This is a genomic window from Terrabacter terrigena (assembly GCF_042676085.1).
GTDB lineage: Bacteria > Actinomycetota > Actinomycetes > Actinomycetales > Dermatophilaceae > Terrabacter > Terrabacter terrigena.
On the sequence record NZ_JBHTKH010000003.1, the window covers coordinates 213392 to 231985 of the forward strand.

Annotated in this window: 17 protein-coding genes and 1 pseudogene; 9 read left to right on the plus strand and 9 right to left on the minus strand. The window is 69.6% G+C overall.

Annotation, left to right across the window (positions count from 1 at the left end):
• Positions 1 to 6: 6 nt before the first annotated feature.
• Positions 7 to 450, minus strand: coding sequence for an SRPBCC family protein (locus ACFQ2V_RS06925; protein ID WP_386051925.1), 444 nt, complete (start codon positions 448 to 450; stop codon positions 7 to 9).
• A gap of 207 nt (positions 451 to 657) precedes the next feature.
• Here ACFQ2V_RS06925 and ACFQ2V_RS06930 point away from each other — a divergent pair, with 207 nt between their 5' ends.
• Positions 658 to 2448 (plus strand): AMP-dependent synthetase/ligase, encoded by a 1791-nt coding sequence (locus tag ACFQ2V_RS06930; RefSeq protein WP_386051926.1) that lies wholly within the window; start codon positions 658 to 660, stop codon positions 2446 to 2448.
• A gap of 28 nt (positions 2449 to 2476) precedes the next feature.
• Here ACFQ2V_RS06930 and ACFQ2V_RS06935 read toward each other — a convergent pair whose 3' ends face one another.
• Together ACFQ2V_RS06935 and ACFQ2V_RS06940 are read right to left on the minus strand one after the other, a co-directional pair.
• On the minus strand, positions 2477 to 3889 hold the full coding sequence (locus tag ACFQ2V_RS06935) for a hypothetical protein (protein WP_386051927.1): 1413 nt from the start codon (positions 3887 to 3889) through the stop codon (positions 2477 to 2479).
• A gap of 46 nt (positions 3890 to 3935) precedes the next feature.
• Positions 3936 to 4262, minus strand: coding sequence for a hypothetical protein (locus ACFQ2V_RS06940; RefSeq protein ID WP_386051928.1), 327 nt, complete (start codon positions 4260 to 4262; stop codon positions 3936 to 3938).
• A 45-nt stretch (positions 4263 to 4307) separates the two neighbouring features.
• Here ACFQ2V_RS06940 and ACFQ2V_RS06945 point away from each other — a divergent pair.
• Both ACFQ2V_RS06945 and ACFQ2V_RS06950 read left to right on the plus strand, forming a co-directional pair.
• Positions 4308 to 6206: pseudogene (locus ACFQ2V_RS06945) on the plus strand (DEDD exonuclease domain-containing protein); the annotation flags it as partial.
• 52 nt (positions 6207 to 6258) lie between these two features.
• Positions 6259 to 6543 (plus strand): Lrp/AsnC family transcriptional regulator, encoded by a 285-nt coding sequence (locus ACFQ2V_RS06950; RefSeq protein ID WP_045192538.1) that lies wholly within the window; start codon positions 6259 to 6261, stop codon positions 6541 to 6543.
• 56 nt (positions 6544 to 6599) lie between these two features.
• Here ACFQ2V_RS06950 and ACFQ2V_RS06955 read toward each other — a convergent pair whose 3' ends face one another.
• From ACFQ2V_RS06955 to ACFQ2V_RS06965, 3 genes are all read right to left on the minus strand, one after another.
• Positions 6600 to 6779 (minus strand): hypothetical protein, encoded by a 180-nt coding sequence (locus ACFQ2V_RS06955; protein ID WP_386051929.1) that lies wholly within the window; start codon positions 6777 to 6779, stop codon positions 6600 to 6602.
• A 134-nt stretch (positions 6780 to 6913) separates the two neighbouring features.
• Positions 6914 to 7963 carry an anthranilate phosphoribosyltransferase gene (gene trpD / locus ACFQ2V_RS06960; protein WP_386051930.1) on the minus strand — a complete coding sequence of 350 codons (1050 nt, stop codon included), beginning with the start codon at positions 7961 to 7963 and terminating at the stop codon, positions 6914 to 6916.
• A gap of 3 nt (positions 7964 to 7966) precedes the next feature.
• Complete coding sequence (locus tag ACFQ2V_RS06965) at positions 7967 to 8437, minus strand: response regulator (RefSeq protein WP_386051931.1); 471 nt, start codon at positions 8435 to 8437, stop codon at positions 7967 to 7969.
• A gap of 237 nt (positions 8438 to 8674) precedes the next feature.
• Here ACFQ2V_RS06965 and ctaE point away from each other — a divergent pair, with 237 nt between their 5' ends.
• From ctaE to ACFQ2V_RS06995, 6 genes are all read left to right on the plus strand, one after another.
• Positions 8675 to 9337, plus strand: coding sequence for an aa3-type cytochrome oxidase subunit III (gene ctaE / locus ACFQ2V_RS06970; protein WP_386051932.1), 663 nt, complete (start codon positions 8675 to 8677; stop codon positions 9335 to 9337).
• 75 nt (positions 9338 to 9412) lie between these two features.
• A complete protein-coding gene (qcrC, locus tag ACFQ2V_RS06975; RefSeq protein WP_386051933.1) occupies positions 9413 to 10222 on the plus strand; it encodes a cytochrome bc1 complex diheme cytochrome c subunit in 810 nt (269 codons plus the stop codon).
• Positions 10223 to 10271: 49 nt separating this feature from the next.
• Entirely contained in the window at positions 10272 to 11381 is a 1110-nt protein-coding gene (gene qcrA / locus ACFQ2V_RS06980; protein WP_386051934.1) for a cytochrome bc1 complex Rieske iron-sulfur subunit, read from the plus strand.
• On the plus strand, positions 11378 to 13135 hold the full coding sequence (gene qcrB / locus ACFQ2V_RS06985; RefSeq protein ID WP_386051935.1) for a cytochrome bc1 complex cytochrome b subunit: 1758 nt from the start codon (positions 11378 to 11380) through the stop codon (positions 13133 to 13135). The genes qcrA and qcrB overlap by 4 nt, the downstream gene beginning before the upstream one ends.
• Before the next feature lie 73 nt (positions 13136 to 13208).
• Positions 13209 to 13562 (plus strand): metallopeptidase family protein, encoded by a 354-nt coding sequence (locus tag ACFQ2V_RS06990; RefSeq protein ID WP_386051936.1) that lies wholly within the window; start codon positions 13209 to 13211, stop codon positions 13560 to 13562.
• Positions 13563 to 13990: 428 nt separating this feature from the next.
• Entirely contained in the window at positions 13991 to 15349 is a 1359-nt protein-coding gene (locus tag ACFQ2V_RS06995) for a ferredoxin reductase family protein (protein WP_386051937.1), read from the plus strand.
• 98 nt (positions 15350 to 15447) lie between these two features.
• Here ACFQ2V_RS06995 and ACFQ2V_RS07000 read toward each other — a convergent pair whose 3' ends face one another.
• Genes ACFQ2V_RS07000 through ctaC form a run of 3 tightly spaced genes read right to left on the minus strand, consistent with a single transcriptional unit; the run spans position 15448 to position 18539 of the window.
• Positions 15448 to 15849 carry a cytochrome c oxidase subunit 4 gene (locus ACFQ2V_RS07000; protein WP_386051938.1) on the minus strand — a complete coding sequence of 134 codons (402 nt, stop codon included), beginning with the start codon at positions 15847 to 15849 and terminating at the stop codon, positions 15448 to 15450.
• Between the two features lie 3 nt (positions 15850 to 15852).
• A complete protein-coding gene (ctaD, locus tag ACFQ2V_RS07005; protein WP_386051939.1) occupies positions 15853 to 17616 on the minus strand; it encodes an aa3-type cytochrome oxidase subunit I in 1764 nt (587 codons plus the stop codon).
• Positions 17616 to 18539 carry an aa3-type cytochrome oxidase subunit II gene (gene ctaC / locus ACFQ2V_RS07010; protein WP_386051940.1) on the minus strand — a complete coding sequence of 308 codons (924 nt, stop codon included), beginning with the start codon at positions 18537 to 18539 and terminating at the stop codon, positions 17616 to 17618. Before ctaC ends, ctaD begins: the two co-directional genes overlap by 1 nt.
• Positions 18540 to 18594 lie beyond the last annotated feature (55 nt).

Here is an 18594-nt window from a genome sequence, read left to right on the forward strand (position 1 = left end):
CGTCGCTCAGGCCTCGACGCGCTTCTTCAGCTCCTTGAGCGCGGTGTCGACGATGACCTTCTCCGCCTTGCGCTTGAGCAGCCCGATCATGGGGATCTTGACATCGACCGCGAGGCGGTAGGTGACCTTGGTGCCACTGCCGTCGCCGGCCAGCGTGTAGGAGCCGTTCATCGCCTTGAGCACCTGGGCCGACACGAGCGACCACGAGATGACGCCGGTGCCGTCCTCGACGACGTCCCACTCGTAGTCGAGCACGTAGGTGTCCTTGATGGCGCCGGCGTCGAGCGTGAACTGCACCTGGTCGGGCCAGCCGTCGCCCTCCTCGGCGAGCACCGAGACGTCCTTGACCTCGCCTGCCCACTCGGGGTAGGCCTCGAAGTCCGCGATGACGTCGAGCACCTCGCCGGGAGGGGCGTCGATGACGATGGAGGACTCGGTGCGATCGGCCATGCGCCGAAGGCTATCGCGTCGCCCGCAGCACGACGGTGCTTGACGGGACGCCTGTCACGGCGCGTCGTCCGCGTGGGAAGATGTGGTCGGCTGCGGCCTGCCACGCAGGCCACTCCTCCGGTCGCCGCTGTGACCTTCACGACGTGGCCCGGGCAGTTACCGCTCGGTAAGGTGCAGCACAGCTTCCCCACGCGATCAGGAGTGACAGTGAAGGACAACGTCGTCGCAGCACTCGCCCCCGTCACGACGGAGGGCAGCCTCGCCGACCTGCCGGGACGCAACGCCGCCGAGTCCGGCGGCGAGACCGCCTTCTCGCGCAAGACGCCCTCGGGTGGGTGGACGCACGTCACGTGGTCGCAGTTCGCCTCCGATGTCGCCGCCGTCGCCAAGGGGCTCGTCGCCTCGGGGGTCCGGCCCGGCGACCGCGTGGCCCTGATGTCACGCACGCGCTACGAGTGGACCCTTGTCGACTTCGCCGCCTGGGGAGTCGGTGCCGTCGTGGTGCCCATCTACGAGACCTCCTCGGCCGAGCAGGTGCAGTGGATCCTCTCCGACTCCGACGTGCACGTGGCCGTCGTCGAGTCCGAGGCGCACCGCTCCGTCGTCGAGCAGGTCCGGGGCGACCTGCCGTCCCTGCGTGACGTCGTCACCATCGAGGCCGGCGGCCTCGACGCCTTGCGCGACAAGGGCGCAGAGGTCACCGACGCCGACCTCGCTGAGCGCCGCGCCGGCCTCGACCGCGGCTCTCTCGCCACGATCATCTACACCTCCGGCACCACGGGACGCCCCAAGGGTTGCGAGCTGACGCACGGCAACTTCCTCGATCTCGCCGAGAACGCCATCGAGAAGCTGGGGCAGGTCGTCCTCACCGACAACGCCTCGACCCTGCTCTTCCTTCCCCTCGCCCACGTCTTCGCCCGGTTCATCGAGGTGCTCTGCGTGGCCGGCAAGGCGCGCATGGGGCACTCGGCGGACATCAAGACGCTGCTCGACGACTTCGCCGGCTTCCAGCCCACGTTCGTCCTGGCGGTGCCGCGGGTGTTCGAGAAGATCTTCAACTCGGCCGAGGCCAAGGCGTCCGCCGACGGCAAGGGCAAGATCTTCCTGCGCGCCGCGACCGTTGCCATCGCCTACAGCGAGGCCCTCGACGCAGGCGGCCCGGGTCTCGGGCTGCGTGTGCAGCACGCGATCTTCGACCGCCTCGTCTACGGCAAGCTCCGGGCCGCCATGGGCGGCAAGGTCCGCTACGCGGTCTCGGGCGGGGCGCCGCTCGGCACCCGCCTCGGCCACTTCTACCGTGGCATCGGCGTCGTCATCCTCGAGGGGTACGGGCTCACCGAGACCACCGCCCCCGTGGCGGTCAACACCCCCGACCGCATCAAGATCGGCACCGTGGGCCCGCCGCTGCCGGGCACAGCCATCCGCATCGGCGACGACGGCGAGATCCTGCTCAAGGGCGTCGGGGTCTTCGGCAACTACCACGGCAACCCGACGGCCACGGCCGACGCCCTCGTCGACGGTTGGTTCCACACCGGTGACCTGGGAGAGATGGACGACGACGGCTACCTGCGGATCACCGGGCGCAAGAAGGAGATCCTCGTGACCGCGGGCGGCAAGAACGTTGCACCGGCGGTGCTCGAGGACCGCCTGCGCGCCCACCCCCTCGTGTCGCAGTGCATCGTCGTCGGCGACCAGAAGCCCTTCATCGCCGTGCTGCTGACCCTCGACGACGAGATGTGGCCGCTCTGGGCCAGGACGCACGGGCTCGACGATGTCTTGCTCGAGCAGGCGAGGTCGCACCCCAAGGTCCTCGAGGCGCTCCAGGAGGCGGTCGACCGCGCCAACGAGGCCGTGTCGAAGGCGGAGTCGATCCGCAAGTTCGCCGTCCTGCCGGGCGACTTCACCGAGGCGAACGGCTACCTCACCCCGTCGCTGAAGCTCAAGCGCAACGTCGTCATGAAGGACTTCGCCGACGACGTCGAGGCACTGTACGCCTGAGCGACCTCGGCACCTCGCGGGCCGGCGTTCAGCGCAACAGGCCGCGAAGCCGGGCCTGCCAGTCCTTGACCAGTCGACCCCGCGTCGTGCCCACGGTGCTGCGCAGGGCGTCGTCGACGATGCCCTCGCGATCGTCGACGCGGTCGATCGGCACCGCCAGCCCACCGGCCGCGGCACGGTAGAGGTCGACGACGGCGCGGGTGCCGTGGGCGTCTGCCAGCGTGCGCAGGGCCAGCAGGGAGAGGCCGTATGCCGCCTGCAACGTCGGAGTGCCTGGCGCGAAGTCGTCGTCTGCAGGCAGGGCGGTCGGCATCCCCCGGGCGCGGACGAGTGCGAGGGCGGGAGCCACCACGGCCGTCTCGGGCAGGTCGATCGGCGTGTACGCGACGAGCTCGGCGAACCCCTCCGAGAGCCACACGGGCACTCCTCGGGTGGTCGACCCGCGGACGGTGACGTGGGTCAGCTCGTGCGTCATCACGACGTCACGCCCGTCGGGCCGGAGCGAGGTCCAGGCCTTGGGCACCAGGATGATGCGGTCCGCCCCGGCGCGTTCGCCGGGCGTCAGCGGACCGTCGGTGGCCGCGGCCACCCCGCCCAGGCCGGCCGGGCCGTCGGTGCGACCCAGCAGGCGGGCGGCGTCGGCGTCGTTGACGGGGGCGATCCAGACGGCGGGCCGGGCGCTCCCCCAGACGGTGGCAACTCGGGAGGCCGCCGTGCGTGCGCGGCGCGAGATCTCCTCGAGCCGGGCGTCGTCGCCGACGGCGAGCACGAGGGCGGTGGGCGACCGCCGGACCCGCAGGCCGGTGAGGTCCCACGGCTGCGGGCGCCCTGACGGAGCGCTCGCGGTGACCTCCGGACGGCGCGGGGACGCCGGGTCTGCCTTCAAGGTCAGGTCGAGGTCGAAGGCGCGCGGCGCCGTGTCGAAGCCGCGGATCCTGTAGGTCAGGCTGACCCTGACGTCCCAAGCCACGGACGTGCCGGCGGGCGCCGGCACGGGAGCGGTGGTCTCGCGCAGCGCGACGAGCTGCACGTCGTCGACCCCGATGGCGGTCATCCGGTCGAGTACTTCCGCCTGGCTCCGACGCAGCGCGGCCTTCGACGATCCGCCCAGCGGCGCCAGCCATCGCTGCAGGTCGTCGCGCTGCACAGCAGCCAACCGGTCGCGGAGCAGGGCCGTGACGGACTGCCGTCTGACGGCCTCCCACTGCTCGGGCGGGATCTCCTCAGCGCCCGGAGACGGTGTGCTCGTGGCAGCACGGGGGGAGGACGCGGGGGACGCGGACGACACGGACGACACGGACGAGGTAGCCGGGGCGTCCGCGCGTGTCGACGGCGCGGGCGTGCACGCCCCGAACGCCAGGGCGGACAGGGCCGCGAGGGCAGAGGTCGTGGCAGCCGACCGCCTCAGGGCCGCGGTCGGTCGCTGCGTCTGGCTCGGCACCGCGTCATCGTGTCACGGCCGCGACCGCGTGCAACCAACCCGGCGGTCAGCCCGCCCAGCGGGCGTCGTGAGGCCTCTCGGGAACGACGCGCACGTCCTGGGCGAGCTCGGCGCGAGTGGCGTTCGCGGTCGCGGTCGTGACCAGGCCCGCCGCGAGGAAGGCCGAGACGGCCCGACGCTCCGCACGGTCGAGCGGGACCGTGGCGGGCGGTGCCGCCGCAGGGTCGGTGAGCTCGGGGAGCCCACCACCAGACGGCCGCGTGCCGCCCAGCCGGAGTGGGGTCGCGGTCAGCGCCGTCACCATGCAGTCAGCGCAGTGGACGTCCCGCACCGGGCAGGTCTGGCAGTCGACGAGCATCATCGTTGTTTCCACCCTTCGTCTCTCGTTGCGATCTGTCGTGGAAGACGCTAAGGGCCTCCACCGACAACGCTCCCGGCCAGCCCTTTCGACGGGCGACGCCGCGCCTGCGGGGCGATGTCGGCGCACCCGCATACCGTCAGGGGCATGCAGGCGATCCAGGCGACGTTCGACGACCTCGGCACCTCCCTCGCCGGCGTCACCTTCGTCGTCGTCGACCTCGAGACCACAGGTGGCACGCCCGCGCAGTGCGGCATCACGGAGATCGGGGCCGTCAAGGTGCGCGGCGGCGAGGTGCTCGGCGAGTTCCAGACGCTGGTCAACCCCGCCGAGCCGATCCCCGCCTTCATCTCGGCGCTCACCGGCATCACCGACTCGATGGTGCGCGACGCGCCCCGCATCGAGAGCGCCCTGCCCGCCTTCCTCGAGTTCGCCGCAGGCAGTGTCCTCGTGGCGCACAACGCCGGCTTCGACATCGGCTTCCTCAAGGCCGCCGCCGCGCGCGTCGGCTCACCCTGGCGGGGGTTCGCCGTCCTCGACACCCTGCAGCTGGCCCGCCAGCTCGTCGTGCGCGACGAGTCGCCGAACCACCGCCTCTCGTCGCTGGCCCGGGTGTTCGGTTCCCCCACCACCCCCGACCACCGCGCGCTGCACGACGCCCGGGCCACGGTCGACGTGCTCCACGGCCTCATCGAACGTGTCGGCAACCTCGGCGTGCACACGCTCGAAGAGCTGTCCAGCTACAGCTCGCGCGTCACTCCTTCGCAGCGTCGCAAGCGCTTCCTCGCCGACCCCCTGCCCAGCTCCCCCGGGGTCTACCTCTTCAAGGACGGCAACGACCGCGTCCTCTACGTCGGCACGAGCCGCGACATCCGCACCCGGGTGCGCACCTACTTCACGGCCTCCGAGCAGCGCACGCGCATGGCCGAGATGGTGCGGCTCGCGCACGTCGTCCACCCGGTCGTCTGCCAGACCTCGCTCGAGGCCCAGGTCCGCGAGCTGCGCCTCATCGACGAGCACAAGCCCCGCTTCAACCGGCGGTCCAAGGACGGCCGCAAGGTGGTCTGGGTCAAGCTGACCCAGGAGCGCTTTCCCCGCCTGTCCATCGTCAAGCAGGTCCGCGACGACGACGCCCACTACATCGGCCCGTTCCGCTCCCGGGTCACCGCGCAGGCGGCCGTCGATGCGGTCCACGAGGTGGTTCCGCTGCGCCAGTGCACCGGCCGGGTCACCGGTCGCGGCACAGCCTGCGCGCTCGCGGACATGGGGCGCTGCGGCGCGCCGTGCACCGGGGCCCAGTCCGAGGGCGACTATGCAGTCGTGGTCGCCGACTGCCGGGCGATCTTCACCGGCAACGCCCGGCCGGGCGCCGAGCTGCTCCGCGCCCGACTCGAGGAGCTCGCCTCACAGGAGCGCTTCGAGGACGCCGCACGCGTCCGAGACCGGTTTCTGCAACTGGTGCGCGGCGCCGCCCGCGCGCAGCGGCTCGCACCGCTGACCCGCTCCCCTGAGATCGTCGCGGCCCGGCGCAGCGACCTCGGGGGCTGGGAGCTCGTCACGATCCGGCACGGACGCCTCGCCGGAACCTGCGTCAGCCCGCGCGGGGCCGACCCGATGCCCTACGTTGCCTCCATGCAGGCCACGGCCGAGGTCGTCCCGCCCCCGACGCCCGACCGTCCCGCCGCTCTGACCGAGGAGACCGAAATCCTGCTGCGCTGGCTGGAGGCACCGGGTGTGCGGATCGTCGAGCTCGACGGGTCCTGGACCTGCCCGGTGGGCGGAGCCGGATCGGTGCGCAGCGAGCTCGAGCCGGCGGTCGCGTCAGCCCGCGACGTCGTCGGTTTCGACGACGACGTGGCAGCGACGGCGACCTCCGGACGCACCGGCGGCGGCTCCGGCGGGCGTGAGGGTCATGGCGCGCGGGGTGGTCGTCGCGGCGGTCTGCGTCGCGCCGGGTAGCCGCCGGGGTGGTCGCCACATGGCCTCGGGGCGCTGCAGCTAGGGTGTCCTCGTGATCACCGCCATCGTCATGATCAGCTGCGAGGTCGACCGGATTCCCGAGGTGGCCGAGGCTGTCGCCGAGATCCCCGCTGTGTCCGAGGTCTACTCCGTGACCGGCGACGCCGACCTCATCGCCATGGTGCGGGTCAAGGCGCACGAGGAGTTCGCCGACGTCATCGCCGACCGGCTCAACAAGGTGCAGGGCATCGTGGGCACCTCGACCCACATCGCCTTCCGCACCTACTCCTCGCACGACCTCGAGGCCGCGTTCAGCCTGGGCCTCGAAGGCGAGTAGCCCCGGCGGCGAGTAGCCCCGGCGATCGGCCGAAGGGGCCGCACGGGGTGCTCGGCTCAGTCGGTGACCACAAGGTGTCCGACCACCTTGTAGTCCGAGTCCGAGAGCTCGTGCTCCGTGCCAGGGGCAAGCTCCATCTGCTTGAGGGCGCCGGCCCAGAAGCGCAGGATCCGGCCGACCTCCTGCTCCGGGTTCCCCGTGAGGGCGTCCAGGTCGATGTCGATGACGAACCGCATGCGCCTGACGCTAGACCCGACGGGCGGGGCGCAGGGTCGCCTTGCGGGGGTCTCCGCTTCCGGCCTTTCCTCCGGGCCTTGCCTAGGGCCCTGCCTTGCCTAGGGCCCTGCCTTGCCTACGGCCCTGTCGTGCCTCAGCGGCGGGTTGCCGCCACCCAGCGCTCCACGAGGGCCGTGGCGGCGCCACTGTCGATGGCGTGCGCCGCGAGATCCATGCCGGCCCGGAGGTCTGCGTCGAAGTCGGAGGGCGAGGTGCCCGAGTCGGGGCGGGTCAGGGCGAGGGCGATGCCCGCGTTGAGCAGCACGGCGTCGCGGACGGCGCCGTCGGCGCCGGCGAAGGTCTCACGCACGACCGCGGCGTTGTGGGCGGCGTCGCCGCCCCTCAGCGCCTCGATCGGATGCAGCTCCAGGCCGAGCCGGGTGGGGTCGACCGAGTGCTCGTTGACAGCGCCGGCGCGAACCCACCACACGCGGGTCGTGGTGGAAACGGTGACCTCGTCGAGGCCGTCGTCGCCGCGGAACACCGCCGCGTCCTTGCCGCGGTCGGCGAAGACCCCGGCGAGCAACGGCGCCATGCGTGCGTCGGCACAGCCCACGGCGGCATACGTCGGCTGCGCCGGGTTGGTGAGCGGGCCGAGGAAGTTGAACGCGGTGCCGACGCCGAGGTCGCGCCGCGGCACGGCCGTGTGACGGAAGGAGGGGTGGAACGTCTGGGCGAAGCAGAAGGTGATGCCCGCCTCCTCGGCGACCTCCACGACCCGCTCGGGCGGGAGCGACAGGTCGACCCCGAGCGCCTCGAGGACGTCGGCAGAGCCCGACGACGAGGACGCCGCCCGGTTGCCGTGCTTGATGAGGCGCACCCCGGCGGCCGCGGCCACCATCGACGACATCGTCGAGATGTTCACGGTGTGGGCGCGGTCGCCCCCGGTGCCGACGATGTCGAGGCTCGGGCCCGGGACCTCGATACGTCGGGCGTGCGCGAGCATCTGCTCGGCCAGGCCACGCATCTCGTCGATGCTCTCGCCCTTGGCCCGCAGCCCGATGAGGAAGCCTGCCACCTGTGAGGGGGTCGCCTCCCCCTCCATGATCCGGTCCATGGCCCACTCGGCCGTGGAGCGGTCCAGGTCACGACCCGAGATGAGGTCGGTGAGAAGGCCTGACCAGGTCGTGCCGTCCTGGCCCATCAATCAGGCCGTGGGCACGGCCGCGCGCGCCAGCGTGGCGATGGCCGACGTCAGCGCGATCGGGTCGAGTGGGTGCGGCACGGCCAGGTCGGCCTGCGACCAGGCCGCCAGCCAGCTGTCCTGAGGGCGGCCGGTGAGCACGATGATCGGCGGGCAGTCGAAGATCTCGTTCTTCAGCTGCCGCGCCAGCCCCAGTCCGCCCACCTTGGCCGCCTCGCCGTCGAGCACGAGGATGTCGAAGCGCTCGGAGTCGACCGACGCGACCACGGCGTCCGCGGTCGCGCACTCGTGCCACCGAATCACCTCGACGTCCTTGGCCGGCCGGCGACCGACGGCCGCACGCACGGCGTCACGCGTCGTGTAGTCGTCGCTGTAGAGCAGCACGCTCACCTGCGCCACCCGCGGCTTCGACGCGGCGGTGGTGGCGATCTCGGTGGACGATCCCTGTGCTGCGCTGTCGTTCGAGGCGGTCATGCGCCCGATGCTACCGGGCAGGCCACGCCCCGCCGCACCGACCTCCCGGCCCTCGGGACGGCGCCGTGAGCCCCCGTCGAGGGCCGCACCGGGGGGCGTGGGAGGCTGGCTCCCGGACGGCCCCGAGCACGGCTGTTCAGGGTTCGTGTCGGAATGGTCACGAATCCTCTACACCCGCGCGAGAAACCGCCCCGTAGCGGGGGGTCCCTCGCACAGCCGGACAGGAATGTGGGAATAATGTCCAACGTGGCGACAGCATCAGCAGTTCCTTCAAGCGCAGTAGCGGCTTCGGCCCACCACGGGCCGGCGACCCGCCCGAACATGGTTGCCGTCGGCACCATCGTGTGGCTCTCCTCCGAGCTCATGTTCTTCGCGGGACTGTTCGCCGTCTACTTCCAGCTCCGCTCGGTGCGCGGCGACCTCTGGGCCGCGCAGACCGAGAAGCTGAACCTGCCGTTCGCGAGCGTCAACTGCCTCGTGCTCGTCATCTCCTCGGTGTGGTGCCAGCTCGGCGTCTGGAAGGCCGAGCGCGGCCAGAAGGCCCGCACCGGAAGGCTTTTCGACCTCAAGGGCTGGGGCATGCGCGAGTGGTACGTGCTCACGTACCTCTTCGGCGCCTTCTTCATCGCCGGCCAGGTCATGGAGTACTCCGAGCTCGTCCACGAGAACGTGACGCTGAGCTCCGACGCCTACGGCTCCGTCTTCTACATGGCGACCGGCTTCCACGGCCTGCACGTGACCGGCGGCCTCATCGCCTTCCTGCTCATCATCGCGCGCACGTTCACGACGCGTCGCTACACGCACGCCAACGCCACCGGCGCCGTCGTCACCTCGTACTACTGGCACTTCGTCGACGTCGTGTGGATCGCACTCTTCGCCACCATCTACCTCCTGCGCTGACCTGCGAGCCGGTTTCGCACCCATGAGCGCCCCGCTTCACCCGACCACCACCACCATGGACGACAGGACCCCACAGTGAACGCCTTGGCCGCCCGACGTCGACACCCCGCCGCAATCGCGGTGCTGCTGCTGATCGGCCTTCTCGTCACCGGTGGCGCCTACTCCTTCCTGGCGCCCAAGGATGCCAACGCCGCTGCCCCGGCCGCTGCAGCCGACGCGGTCGCCGAGGGCAAGGACCTCTTCGTGGCCAACTGCGCCACCTGCCACGGCATCAACGCCCAGGGCACGAAGTCCGGCCCGTCCCTGGTGGGCGTCGGCGCCGCGTCGGTCGACTTCCAGGTCGGCACCGGCCGTATGCCGCTCGCCGGGCCGAACGTCCAGGCTCCCCAGAACAAGGTGAAGTTCGACGACAAGCAGATCGCCGCTCTCTCCGCGTACGTCGCCTCCCTCGGGCCCGGCCCGTCCGTCCCCGAGAGCAAGTGGACGACCGTCATCGAGCCCGGCACGGCCGAGAACAACAAGGCGATCGCAGAGGGCGGCGAGATCTTCCGCGTCAACTGCGCCATGTGCCACAACTTCGCCGGCGCCGGTGGCGCCCTGACCCGCGGCAAGTACGCCCCGGCCCTCGACGACACGACGCCCAAGCACATCTACGAGGCCATGGTCAGCGGCCCGCAGTCGATGCCCGTCTTCAACGACACCAACCTGACGCCCGAGGCGAAGCAGAAGGTCATCTCCTACCTCAAGGCCCAGGAGTCGCAGACCAACGTCGGCGGCCTGACGCTCGGCAACCTCGGGCCCGTGTCCGAGGGCCTGTTCGCGTGGGTGTTCGCCCTCGGCATCCTCATCGCCTGTGCCGTCTGGCTCGGCAAGAAGGCCGCATGACCCCGCGCTGCATCGTCCCGATCACGTACGACGACAGGACCACTTCCCGATGAACGACCACGAGACCACGGACCACGGCACGAGCACCGCGCTCGTCCCGGTCGAGGGCGACGGGCACGACAGGCTCCCCGCCTCGCTGATCCGCGGCGCGGACCAGTTCGAGAACCCCGGCCTGCCGCCGCACGTGCACCGCGCGGCCGACGACCACCCCGACGCCGCCAAGCGCGCCGAGCGCCAGGTCGCGACGATGTTCGGTCTCTCGATGCTCGCGACGCTCGTGTTCCTGGTCAGCTACTTCGCAATCCCCGACGAGGCGACCTTCTTCTTCCCCGGCATCGGTGTGGCGAAGACCCAGAACGTCGTGCTCGGACTTTCGCTCGGGTTCGCCATCTTCCTCATCGGCATCGGGGCCGTGCACTGGGCCAAGACGCTGATGTCCGACGAGGAGATCGTCGAGGAGCGGCACCTGCAGGCCTCCACCGCGCAGGAGCGGGCCAAGGCCGTCGCGATGGTCACCGCGGGCGTCGAGTCGACCCAGCTCACGCGTCGTCCCATCCTCAAGTACTCCCTCGGCGGCGCGCTCGGCCTCTTCGCCCTGCCCCTCGGCCTTCAGGTGGCGGGTTCCCTGGGCCCGGTCACGGTCGAGGAGCTGAAGCACACCATCTGGGACCCCAAGGAGAACGGCGGAAAGCCGATCCGCCTCATGCGAGACCCGGAGATGACGCCGATCCGCTTCGACGAGGTCACCACGGGTTCGGTCTTCCACGTCATGCCCGAGACCCTCCAGAAATACATCGACGAGGGCAAGCACGTCCTCGAGGCCAAGGCCAAGGCCGCGGTCATCCTCATCCGTCTCGACCCCGACCTGATCAAGGTGCCGAAGGCGAAGGAGTGGGGCGTCGACGGCGTCGTCGCCTACTCCAAGATCTGCACCCACGTCGGCTGTGCCGTCGGCCTGTACGAGCAGCAGACCCACCACCTGCTCTGCCCGTGCCACCAGTCGACCTTCGACCTCACCGAGGACTGCGCAGTCATCTTCGGCCCGGCCAAGCGGCCGCTGCCGCAACTCAAGATCACCGTCGACGACGCGGGCTACCTCGTCGCCCCCGCGGGCTTCGCCGAGCCCGTCGGACCGAGCTTCTGGGAGCGTGCGCGATGAGCACCACCGACACCCGCCCCGCTGACGCGCTGCGCGCCGGCGACCGCCAGGCAGACGAGCGAGCCTCTGCCACCAAGCCGCTCGGCGGCATCGCCGGCTGGCTCGACGACCGCGTGGGCGCCGCCAAGGGCGTCTCCTTCCTCGCCAAGAAGGTCTTCCCCGACCACTGGTCGTTCATGCTCGGCGAGATCGCGATGTACTCGATGATCGTCTGCCTGCTCACGGGCGCGTTCCTCACCTTCTGGTTCGTCCCGAGCGCCAGCCAGGTCGTCTACGACGGCAGCTACGTGCCGCTGCAGGGCGTGACGATGTCCGATGCCTACCGCTCGACGCTCGGCATCTCCTTCGACATCCGTGGCGGCCTGCTCATCCGGCAGATCCACCACTGGGCCGCCCTGATCTTCGTCGTCTCCGTGTTCGTGCACATGGCGCGCGTCTTCTTCACCGGCGCCTTCCGCAAGCCCCGCGAGATCAACTGGGTCTTCGGCACCATCCTCTCGATGCTCGCCTGCATCGAGGGCTTCGCCGGCTACTCCCTCCCCGACGACCTGCTCTCGGGCACGGGCATCCGCGCCATGAACGGCTTCGTGCAGTCGGTGCCGGTCATCGGCTCGTACATGTCCTACTTCATCTTCGGTGGCGCGTTCCCCGGCGAGGCGATCATCCCCCGCCTCTACTCGGCGCACGTGCTGCTCATCCCGGCCATCCTCGTGGGCCTCTTCACGGCGCACATCCTGCTGGTGTTCGTGCACAAGCACACCCAGTTCCCCGGACCGGGCCGCACCAACAGCAACGTCGTGGGCTACCCGCTCCTGCCGGTGTACATCGCCAAGGCCGGCGGCTTCTTCTTCATCGTCTTCGGCGTCATCACGCTGATATCGGCGGTCGTGAGCATCAACCCGATCTGGGCCTACGGACCGTACGACCCGTCGCCCATCACCGCCGGCTCCCAGCCCGACTGGTACATGGGCTTCGCCGACGGCGCGCTGCGACTGCTGCCCGGCTTCCTCGAGTTCGAGACGTTCGGCTTCACCTGGAGCATGAACATCTTCCCGGGCTCGATCCTGCTCCTGCCCGTCATGTGGGGCATCATCGGCGCCTACCCGTTCGTCGAGGCGTGGGTCACCGGCGACAAGCGCGAGCACCACCTGCTCGACCGGCCGCGCAACGCCCCGACGCGCACCGCGATCGGTGTCGCCGGAATCACGATGTACGTCGTGCTCTTCCTCGCGGCGGGCAACGACCTCATGGCCATCAAGCTGCACCTGTCGATCAACGACATCACGCAGACCCTGCGAGTGCTCTTCTTCATCGGGCCTCCGATCGCGTTCTGGATCACCAAGCGCATCTGCCTGAGCCTGCAGCGGGCCGACCGTCAGAAGGTGCTGCACGGTCGCGAGACCGGCACGATCTGGCGCCACGCAGACGGCAAGTTCGAGGAGATCCACGCACCGCTCACCCCGCAGGAGCGCTGGGTCCTCGTGCAGCACGAGTCGCACGAGCCGCTCCAGCTCACCGCGGGCACCGACGCCAACGGTGTCGACAGCCCCATCGCCCGCAAGGAACGCCTGCGCGCCAAGTTCTCGAACTTCTTCTTCAAGGACCGCGTCGCCCCTGCCACACCGAGCGAGCTGGAGGCGGCCCACCACGAGCACGACGCCCACACTGCTGTGCCGGCGGGCGAGCACGAGGCCATCGAGTCGGCGCGCGCAGGCCAGGAGCGCGAGACCATCAAGGCACGCCAGCACGACTGAGCCGCAACGCATCCCGCTCGGAGGGGCGCGACCCGCAGGGGTCGCGCCCCTCCGGTCGTGCGAGACTGCACCCGTGGTCCACCTCTCCGAAGCCGAGTTCGACGACGCCGTCGGCGACGCTCTCGATACCATCCCACCGGGGCTGGCCAGGGCCATGGACAACGTCGTCGTGCTCGTCGAGGACGAGCCACCGCCCGATGATCCCGATCTGCTCGGGGTCTACGACGGCGTCCCCCTCACCGAGCGCGACAGCTGGTGGGCTGCCGGCTCACTCCCCGACCGCATCACCGTCTTCCGGGGGCCGCTGCAGCGGATGTGCACCTCGCGCGACGAGCTGTGCGACGAGATCGCGATCACCGTGGTGCACGAGGTGGCGCACCACTTCGGCATCGACGACGAGCAGCTGCACGAGCTCGGCTGGGGCTGAGACGACACGTTCCGACGCTGGTCAGGCGCCGCCGCAAACGGGGACGGCCTGCGCTCCGGAACCCGCGTACGAGGGGTGGACAGAACCCTTTACCAGGGCATCGAGGAGGTCTAACGTCGAGGGGACAACCGATCGGACGGAGGTGCCCTTGATGTTCACTCCCATACGATCGCACTGCGAGCCCGAAGGGCCGTGAAGAGCAGTGAAGGCCGAAGGGGAAGGCGCGCGCCTTCCCCTTCGTCATGTCCGAGGTCGGTTCGGGGGTCGGCGAACGAGGCTCAGCAGCCGAAAACTTCGTCCGGACTCGCCCTGTTTCGACCCGAGTCGTCCACTTCAGGAGAGGCGCCGAGGCATGGACGCTGTCCCTTCGGAGCGGCAGACTGGAGCTCCGTAGGGGGAGTTCACTCGGGGATCGAGAGGGATCCGCCGTGTCCCAGAAGGCTTCGACCTCGCTCAACCGACGACCGCTGCCACGACGCCGTCTGGCCTCCCTCGGGTGGGCCGTCGTCGTCCTGCTGACTCTCGCGATACCCGTCGTCCTGCTCGAGCGCACCGGTGTGCTCTCCGGACTGCCGTTGCTGCACGTGCTCTCGCTCGCCACCGGGCTCATCGCACTGTCCCTGCTCGTGGCCGCCTTCCTGCTCCCGTCGCGGGTGCGCACGCTCACCTCCCAGCTGGGCATCGAACGGGTCCTGAGGACGCACCGGGCCCTGGCGGTCGCGGCCGGCGCCATCGTGCTGGCGCACGTCGTGTTCGCGGTCGCCCACTCCCCCGCTGGCCTCGGCCTGCTCGACCTGCGCACCGCGCCGCCGCGGGTGTGGTTCGCCCTCACGGCCACGGTCTCCATCGTGGCCATCGTCGTGCTGGCGTGGACCCGTCGCAGGCGGCGCCCGCGCTACGAGGGCTGGCGGCTGTCCCACGTCATCCTCGCCAACGTCATCGTCATCGCCACCGCCATGCACGTGTGGCTGCTCGACGACCTCGTCAACAACGCCATGGTGCTCGCCTGGTTCACCCTCCTGGCCGTGCTGGTCGTCGGGCTCTGGGTCTACCGCTGGTGGTGGCGTCCGCGCCGGCAGCGGCAGAACGCGTACCTCATCGACGAGATCCACCAGCACCCCGACAGCTCGGCCACGCTCGTGCTCCACGCCGAGGGACACGAGGGAGTGCCGTTCCGCCCGGGGCAATTCGCCTTCCTCAAGATCGGCGCCTCACCGCACGTCTTCGAGGAGCACCCCTTCACGATCGCGTCGGCGGCGACGGAACCGTGGCGCAAGGAGTTCACCATCAAGGCCCTCGGCGACTTCAGCGAGCTCGTCGCAGGCATGAAGGCGGGCCGCCGCGTCTACCTCGACGGCCCGCACGGCTCGTTCACCGTCGACGGGCTCGCCTCGGAGGCCATCGTCCTCATCGCGGGCGGCGTCGGCATCACCCCGATGCTCAGCATGGTGCGCACGCTCGCAGAACGCCGCGACCAGCGGCACATCGTGCTCTTCGTCGCGGGACGCACCGCGGACGACCTGCTGCACCGGGAGCGGCTCGACGGCCTGGTGCACGACCTGGACCTCGACATCGTGGAGATCCTGGAGGAGCCCCCGGAAAGCTGGGACGGCGAGGTCGGGTGGCTCACCCGTCCCATGCTGAAGCGGCACCTGCCACGGCTCCGGCAGCGCATCGACTACTTCATCTGCGGTCCGGGCCCCATGGTGGCCGCCGTGACCCGGACCCTCGAGGGTCTGGGCGTGCGCAACAGCCGCATCCACACCGAGCTCTTCGACGTCGTGTAGCCGAGGTGCAGCGAGAGACGACCACGCGCACGAGAGGGGCCCGGCCGCCGAGCGACCGGGCTCCTCTCACGACCCCGTGACGGGGGCGCGATGCTGGTTCAGATGGAGTATTCGCCGTGGAAGGACTCGAAGACCCACAGGCAGACCGCGATGACCCCGAGGAACGCGCCGATGATGAACAGCCACCAGCCGACGGCGAGGCCGGCGAACATGAGGGCGCCCGACCCGGCGAGCCACAGCGGCGTCCACGAGCTTGCGACGAAGTAGCCGTAGTTGCCCTCGGCGTCCTCGATCTCGCCCGACGCGTTGTCCTCGGGACGCAGCGGCAGCTTCTTGCCGGTCATCCAGAGGTAGAAGCCGCTGAGGGCGAAGAGCAGGGCGGTGAGCACGAGGGCCGTGACACCGATCGGCTCGGACCACTTGGACCAGAAGCCGTAGATCAGCGTGACGGGCACGAAGAAGACGAACAGGTACAGGAAGAGCTTGGTCTCGACGCGCATCGGTCAGTCCTCATGCCTCTCGGTGCTGGTGGCCCTCTCGCCAGCGGCGACGTCGGCCGGCCCCATCACCTGGACGAGGGTGTTGCGGTCCGCGACCGGCGCGCTGCCGGCCACCGACTCGGGGTGGTGCAGGTCGAACGCCGGACGCTCGGACCGGATGCGCGGCAGCGACGTGAAGTTGTGTCGCGGCGGCGGGCAGGAGGTCGCCCACTCGAGCGAGGCGCCGTAGCCCCACGGGTCGTCGGACTTCACGAGGGGCGCCTTCTTCCACGTGCGCCACACGTTGTAGACGAACGGGATCATCGAGGCACCCAGCAGGAAGGCACCGAGGCTCGAGACGATGTTGGCCGCCTGGAAGCCCTCCTCCGGCAGGTAGTCCGCGTAGCGACGGGCCATGCCCTCGACACCCAGCCAGTGCTGGATGAGGAACGTCATGTGGAAGCCGATGAAGAGCATCCAGAAGTGGATCTTGCCGAGCGTCTCGTCGAGCATCCGACCGGTCAGCTTGGGCCACCAGAAGTAGTAGCCGGCGAACATCGCGAAGACCACGGTGCCGAAGACGGTGTAGTGGAAGTGCGCGACGACGAAGTAGCTGTCGGACAGGTGGAAGTCGAGGGCCGGGCTGGAGAGGATGATGCCGGTCAGGCCGCCGAAGAGGAACGTGACGAGGAAGCCCATCGACCACAGCATCGGCGTCGCCATGACGACCTTGCCGCCCCACATAGTGCCGATCCAGTTGAAGAACTTCACACCGGTCGGCACCGCGATGAGCATCGTCATCACCGAGAAGAACGGTAGGAGCACTTGTCCGGTGACGTACATGTGGTGCGCCCAGACGCTCGCCGACAGCGCGGCGATGGCGATCGTGGCGAAGACGAGGGTCTTGTAGCCGAAGATCGGCTTGCGCGAGAAGACCGGCAGGACCTCGCTGATGATGCCGAAGAACGGCAGCGCGATGATGTACACCTCGGGGTGGCCGAAGAACCAGAAGAGGTGCTGCCACAGCATGGCGCCGTTGTTCTCGGCGTCGAAGATGTGCATGCCGAACCGGCGGTCGCCACCGAGCGCGAAGAGCGCTGCCGCGAGGATCGGGAAGACGAGGATCGCGAGCAGCGAGGTGATCAGCACCGTCCAGGTGAAGATCGGCATGCGGAACATCGTCATGCCGGGGGCACGCAGGCAGATGATCGTCGTGATGAAGTTGACGGCACCGAGGATCGTGCCGAAACCAGCCATGGCCAGACCGAAGACCCAGAGGTCACCGCCGAGGCCCGGGCTGTAGCTGACGTCGGAGAGCGGGGCGTAGGCGAACCAGCCGAACGCGGCGGCGCCCTGCGGGGTCAGGAAGCCCACGGACGCGATGAGGCCACCGAAGAGGTAGAGCCAGTACGCGAACATGTTGAGGCGCGGGAACGCGACGTCGGGCGCGCCGATCTGCAGCGGCATCACGGCGTTCGCGAAGCCGGCGAAGAGCGGCGTCGCGAAGAGCAGCAGCATGATCGTGCCGTGCATCGTGAAGAGCTGGTTGTACTGCTCGGGGTTGTCGACGATCTGCAGGCCCGGGGCGACCAGCTCGGCGCGGATGATCAGCGCCATGAGGCCGCCGAGCAGGAAGAACACGAACGAGGTGATGAAGTAGAGGTTGCCGATGACCTTGTGGTCGGTCGTCGTCACCCACTTCACGAACGTCTGGCCCTTGGCCAGTCGCGGCCCGGACGTGGTGAGGGCCGGGGACTGCGCCTCACGGTTGAGGGTTGCGGACGTCATCAGTTGCTCCCAGTGCGGGCGGGTGCGGGGATCTTGTCGATGTCGGACTGGACCATCTTCTCGCGGCTGACGTCGACGGGGATCAGCCCCTCCTGGCCGATGGCCTTGAGGCGGGCCATCTCCTGGTCGTACTCAGCCTGCGGGACGACCTTGACCATGAAGAGCATCTGCGAGTGGTAGGCGCCGCAGAGCTCGGCGCACTTGCCCTGGAAGGTGCCGGTCTGGGTGGGCGTCAGCTGGAACTTGTTCGTCTTGCCGGGGAGCATGTCCATCTTCATCATGAACGCAGGTACCCAGAAGCTGTGGATCACGTCGCGGGCGTTGAGCACGAACTCGACTCGCTTGTTGACGGGCAGGTAGAGCACGGGCATCTGGGCGCGCTTGCCCGTGCTGCCGTCGAGCTCGGTGTGGACGCCGCTCTCGTGCACGTCGGAGTCGACGTAGTTGAAGTCCCAGCTCCACTGCTTGGCGACGACGCTGACCGTGAGGTCCTTCTTCGTGCTCGTGTCGACGAGGGCGGCCTCGTCGCGGGCGGTGTAGTAGAAGAAGACGGCCACCATGAACACCGGGATGACGGTGTAGAGCAGCTCCATCGGCACGTTGTAGCGCAGCTGGACGGGCAGCGTCTCGTCGCCCTTGCGCTTGCGGAAGCGGACGGCGGCGTAGAGCATCAGGCCCCACGTGATGACACCGACGGCCAGCGTGGCCACCCAGCTGCCGATCCAGAGATCGGTGACCCGCTGGCCGCTGTCGGAAACCACCGGGGGCAGGTAACCGTTGGACACCTGACCCTGGCATCCGGTCAGGGCGAGAGTCGCGAGGGCCGCGAGTCCGGCGATGCGGACCGGCGTGCGTCGCCGCCTGGTCTCCCCTACCACCGGCGTCGCCGCTGGGGTGTCTTCGTGCTCAGGCACCAGGTGCACCTTTCGTTCCGTACGTGGGCGCGCAAGGCGCGTCGAACGTTGTTCACGTCAAACC

What these genes read in the sequence shown, in the direction of transcription:
- ACFQ2V_RS06925 (WP_386051925.1), bottom strand. Translation starts at nt 450, where the DNA reads ATGGCCGATCGCACCGAGTCCTCCATCGTCATCGACGCCCCTCCCGGC.
- ACFQ2V_RS06965 (WP_386051931.1), bottom strand. Translation starts at nt 8,437, where the DNA reads ATGACCGCCTCGAACGACAGCGCAGCACAGGGATCGTCCACCGAGATC.
- trpD (WP_386051930.1), bottom strand. Translation starts at nt 7,963, where the DNA reads ATGGGCCAGGACGGCACGACCTGGTCAGGCCTTCTCACCGACCTCATC.
- qcrB (WP_386051935.1), top strand. Translation starts at nt 11,378, where the DNA reads ATGAGCACCACCGACACCCGCCCCGCTGACGCGCTGCGCGCCGGCGAC.
- ACFQ2V_RS07000 (WP_386051938.1), bottom strand. Translation starts at nt 15,849, where the DNA reads ATGCGCGTCGAGACCAAGCTCTTCCTGTACCTGTTCGTCTTCTTCGTG.
- ctaD (WP_386051939.1), bottom strand. Translation starts at nt 17,616, where the DNA reads ATGACGTCCGCAACCCTCAACCGTGAGGCGCAGTCCCCGGCCCTCACC.
- ctaE (WP_386051932.1), top strand. Translation starts at nt 8,675, where the DNA reads ATGTCCAACGTGGCGACAGCATCAGCAGTTCCTTCAAGCGCAGTAGCG.
- qcrA (WP_386051934.1), top strand. Translation starts at nt 10,272, where the DNA reads ATGAACGACCACGAGACCACGGACCACGGCACGAGCACCGCGCTCGTC.
- ACFQ2V_RS06955 (WP_386051929.1), bottom strand. Translation starts at nt 6,779, where the DNA reads ATGCGGTTCGTCATCGACATCGACCTGGACGCCCTCACGGGGAACCCG.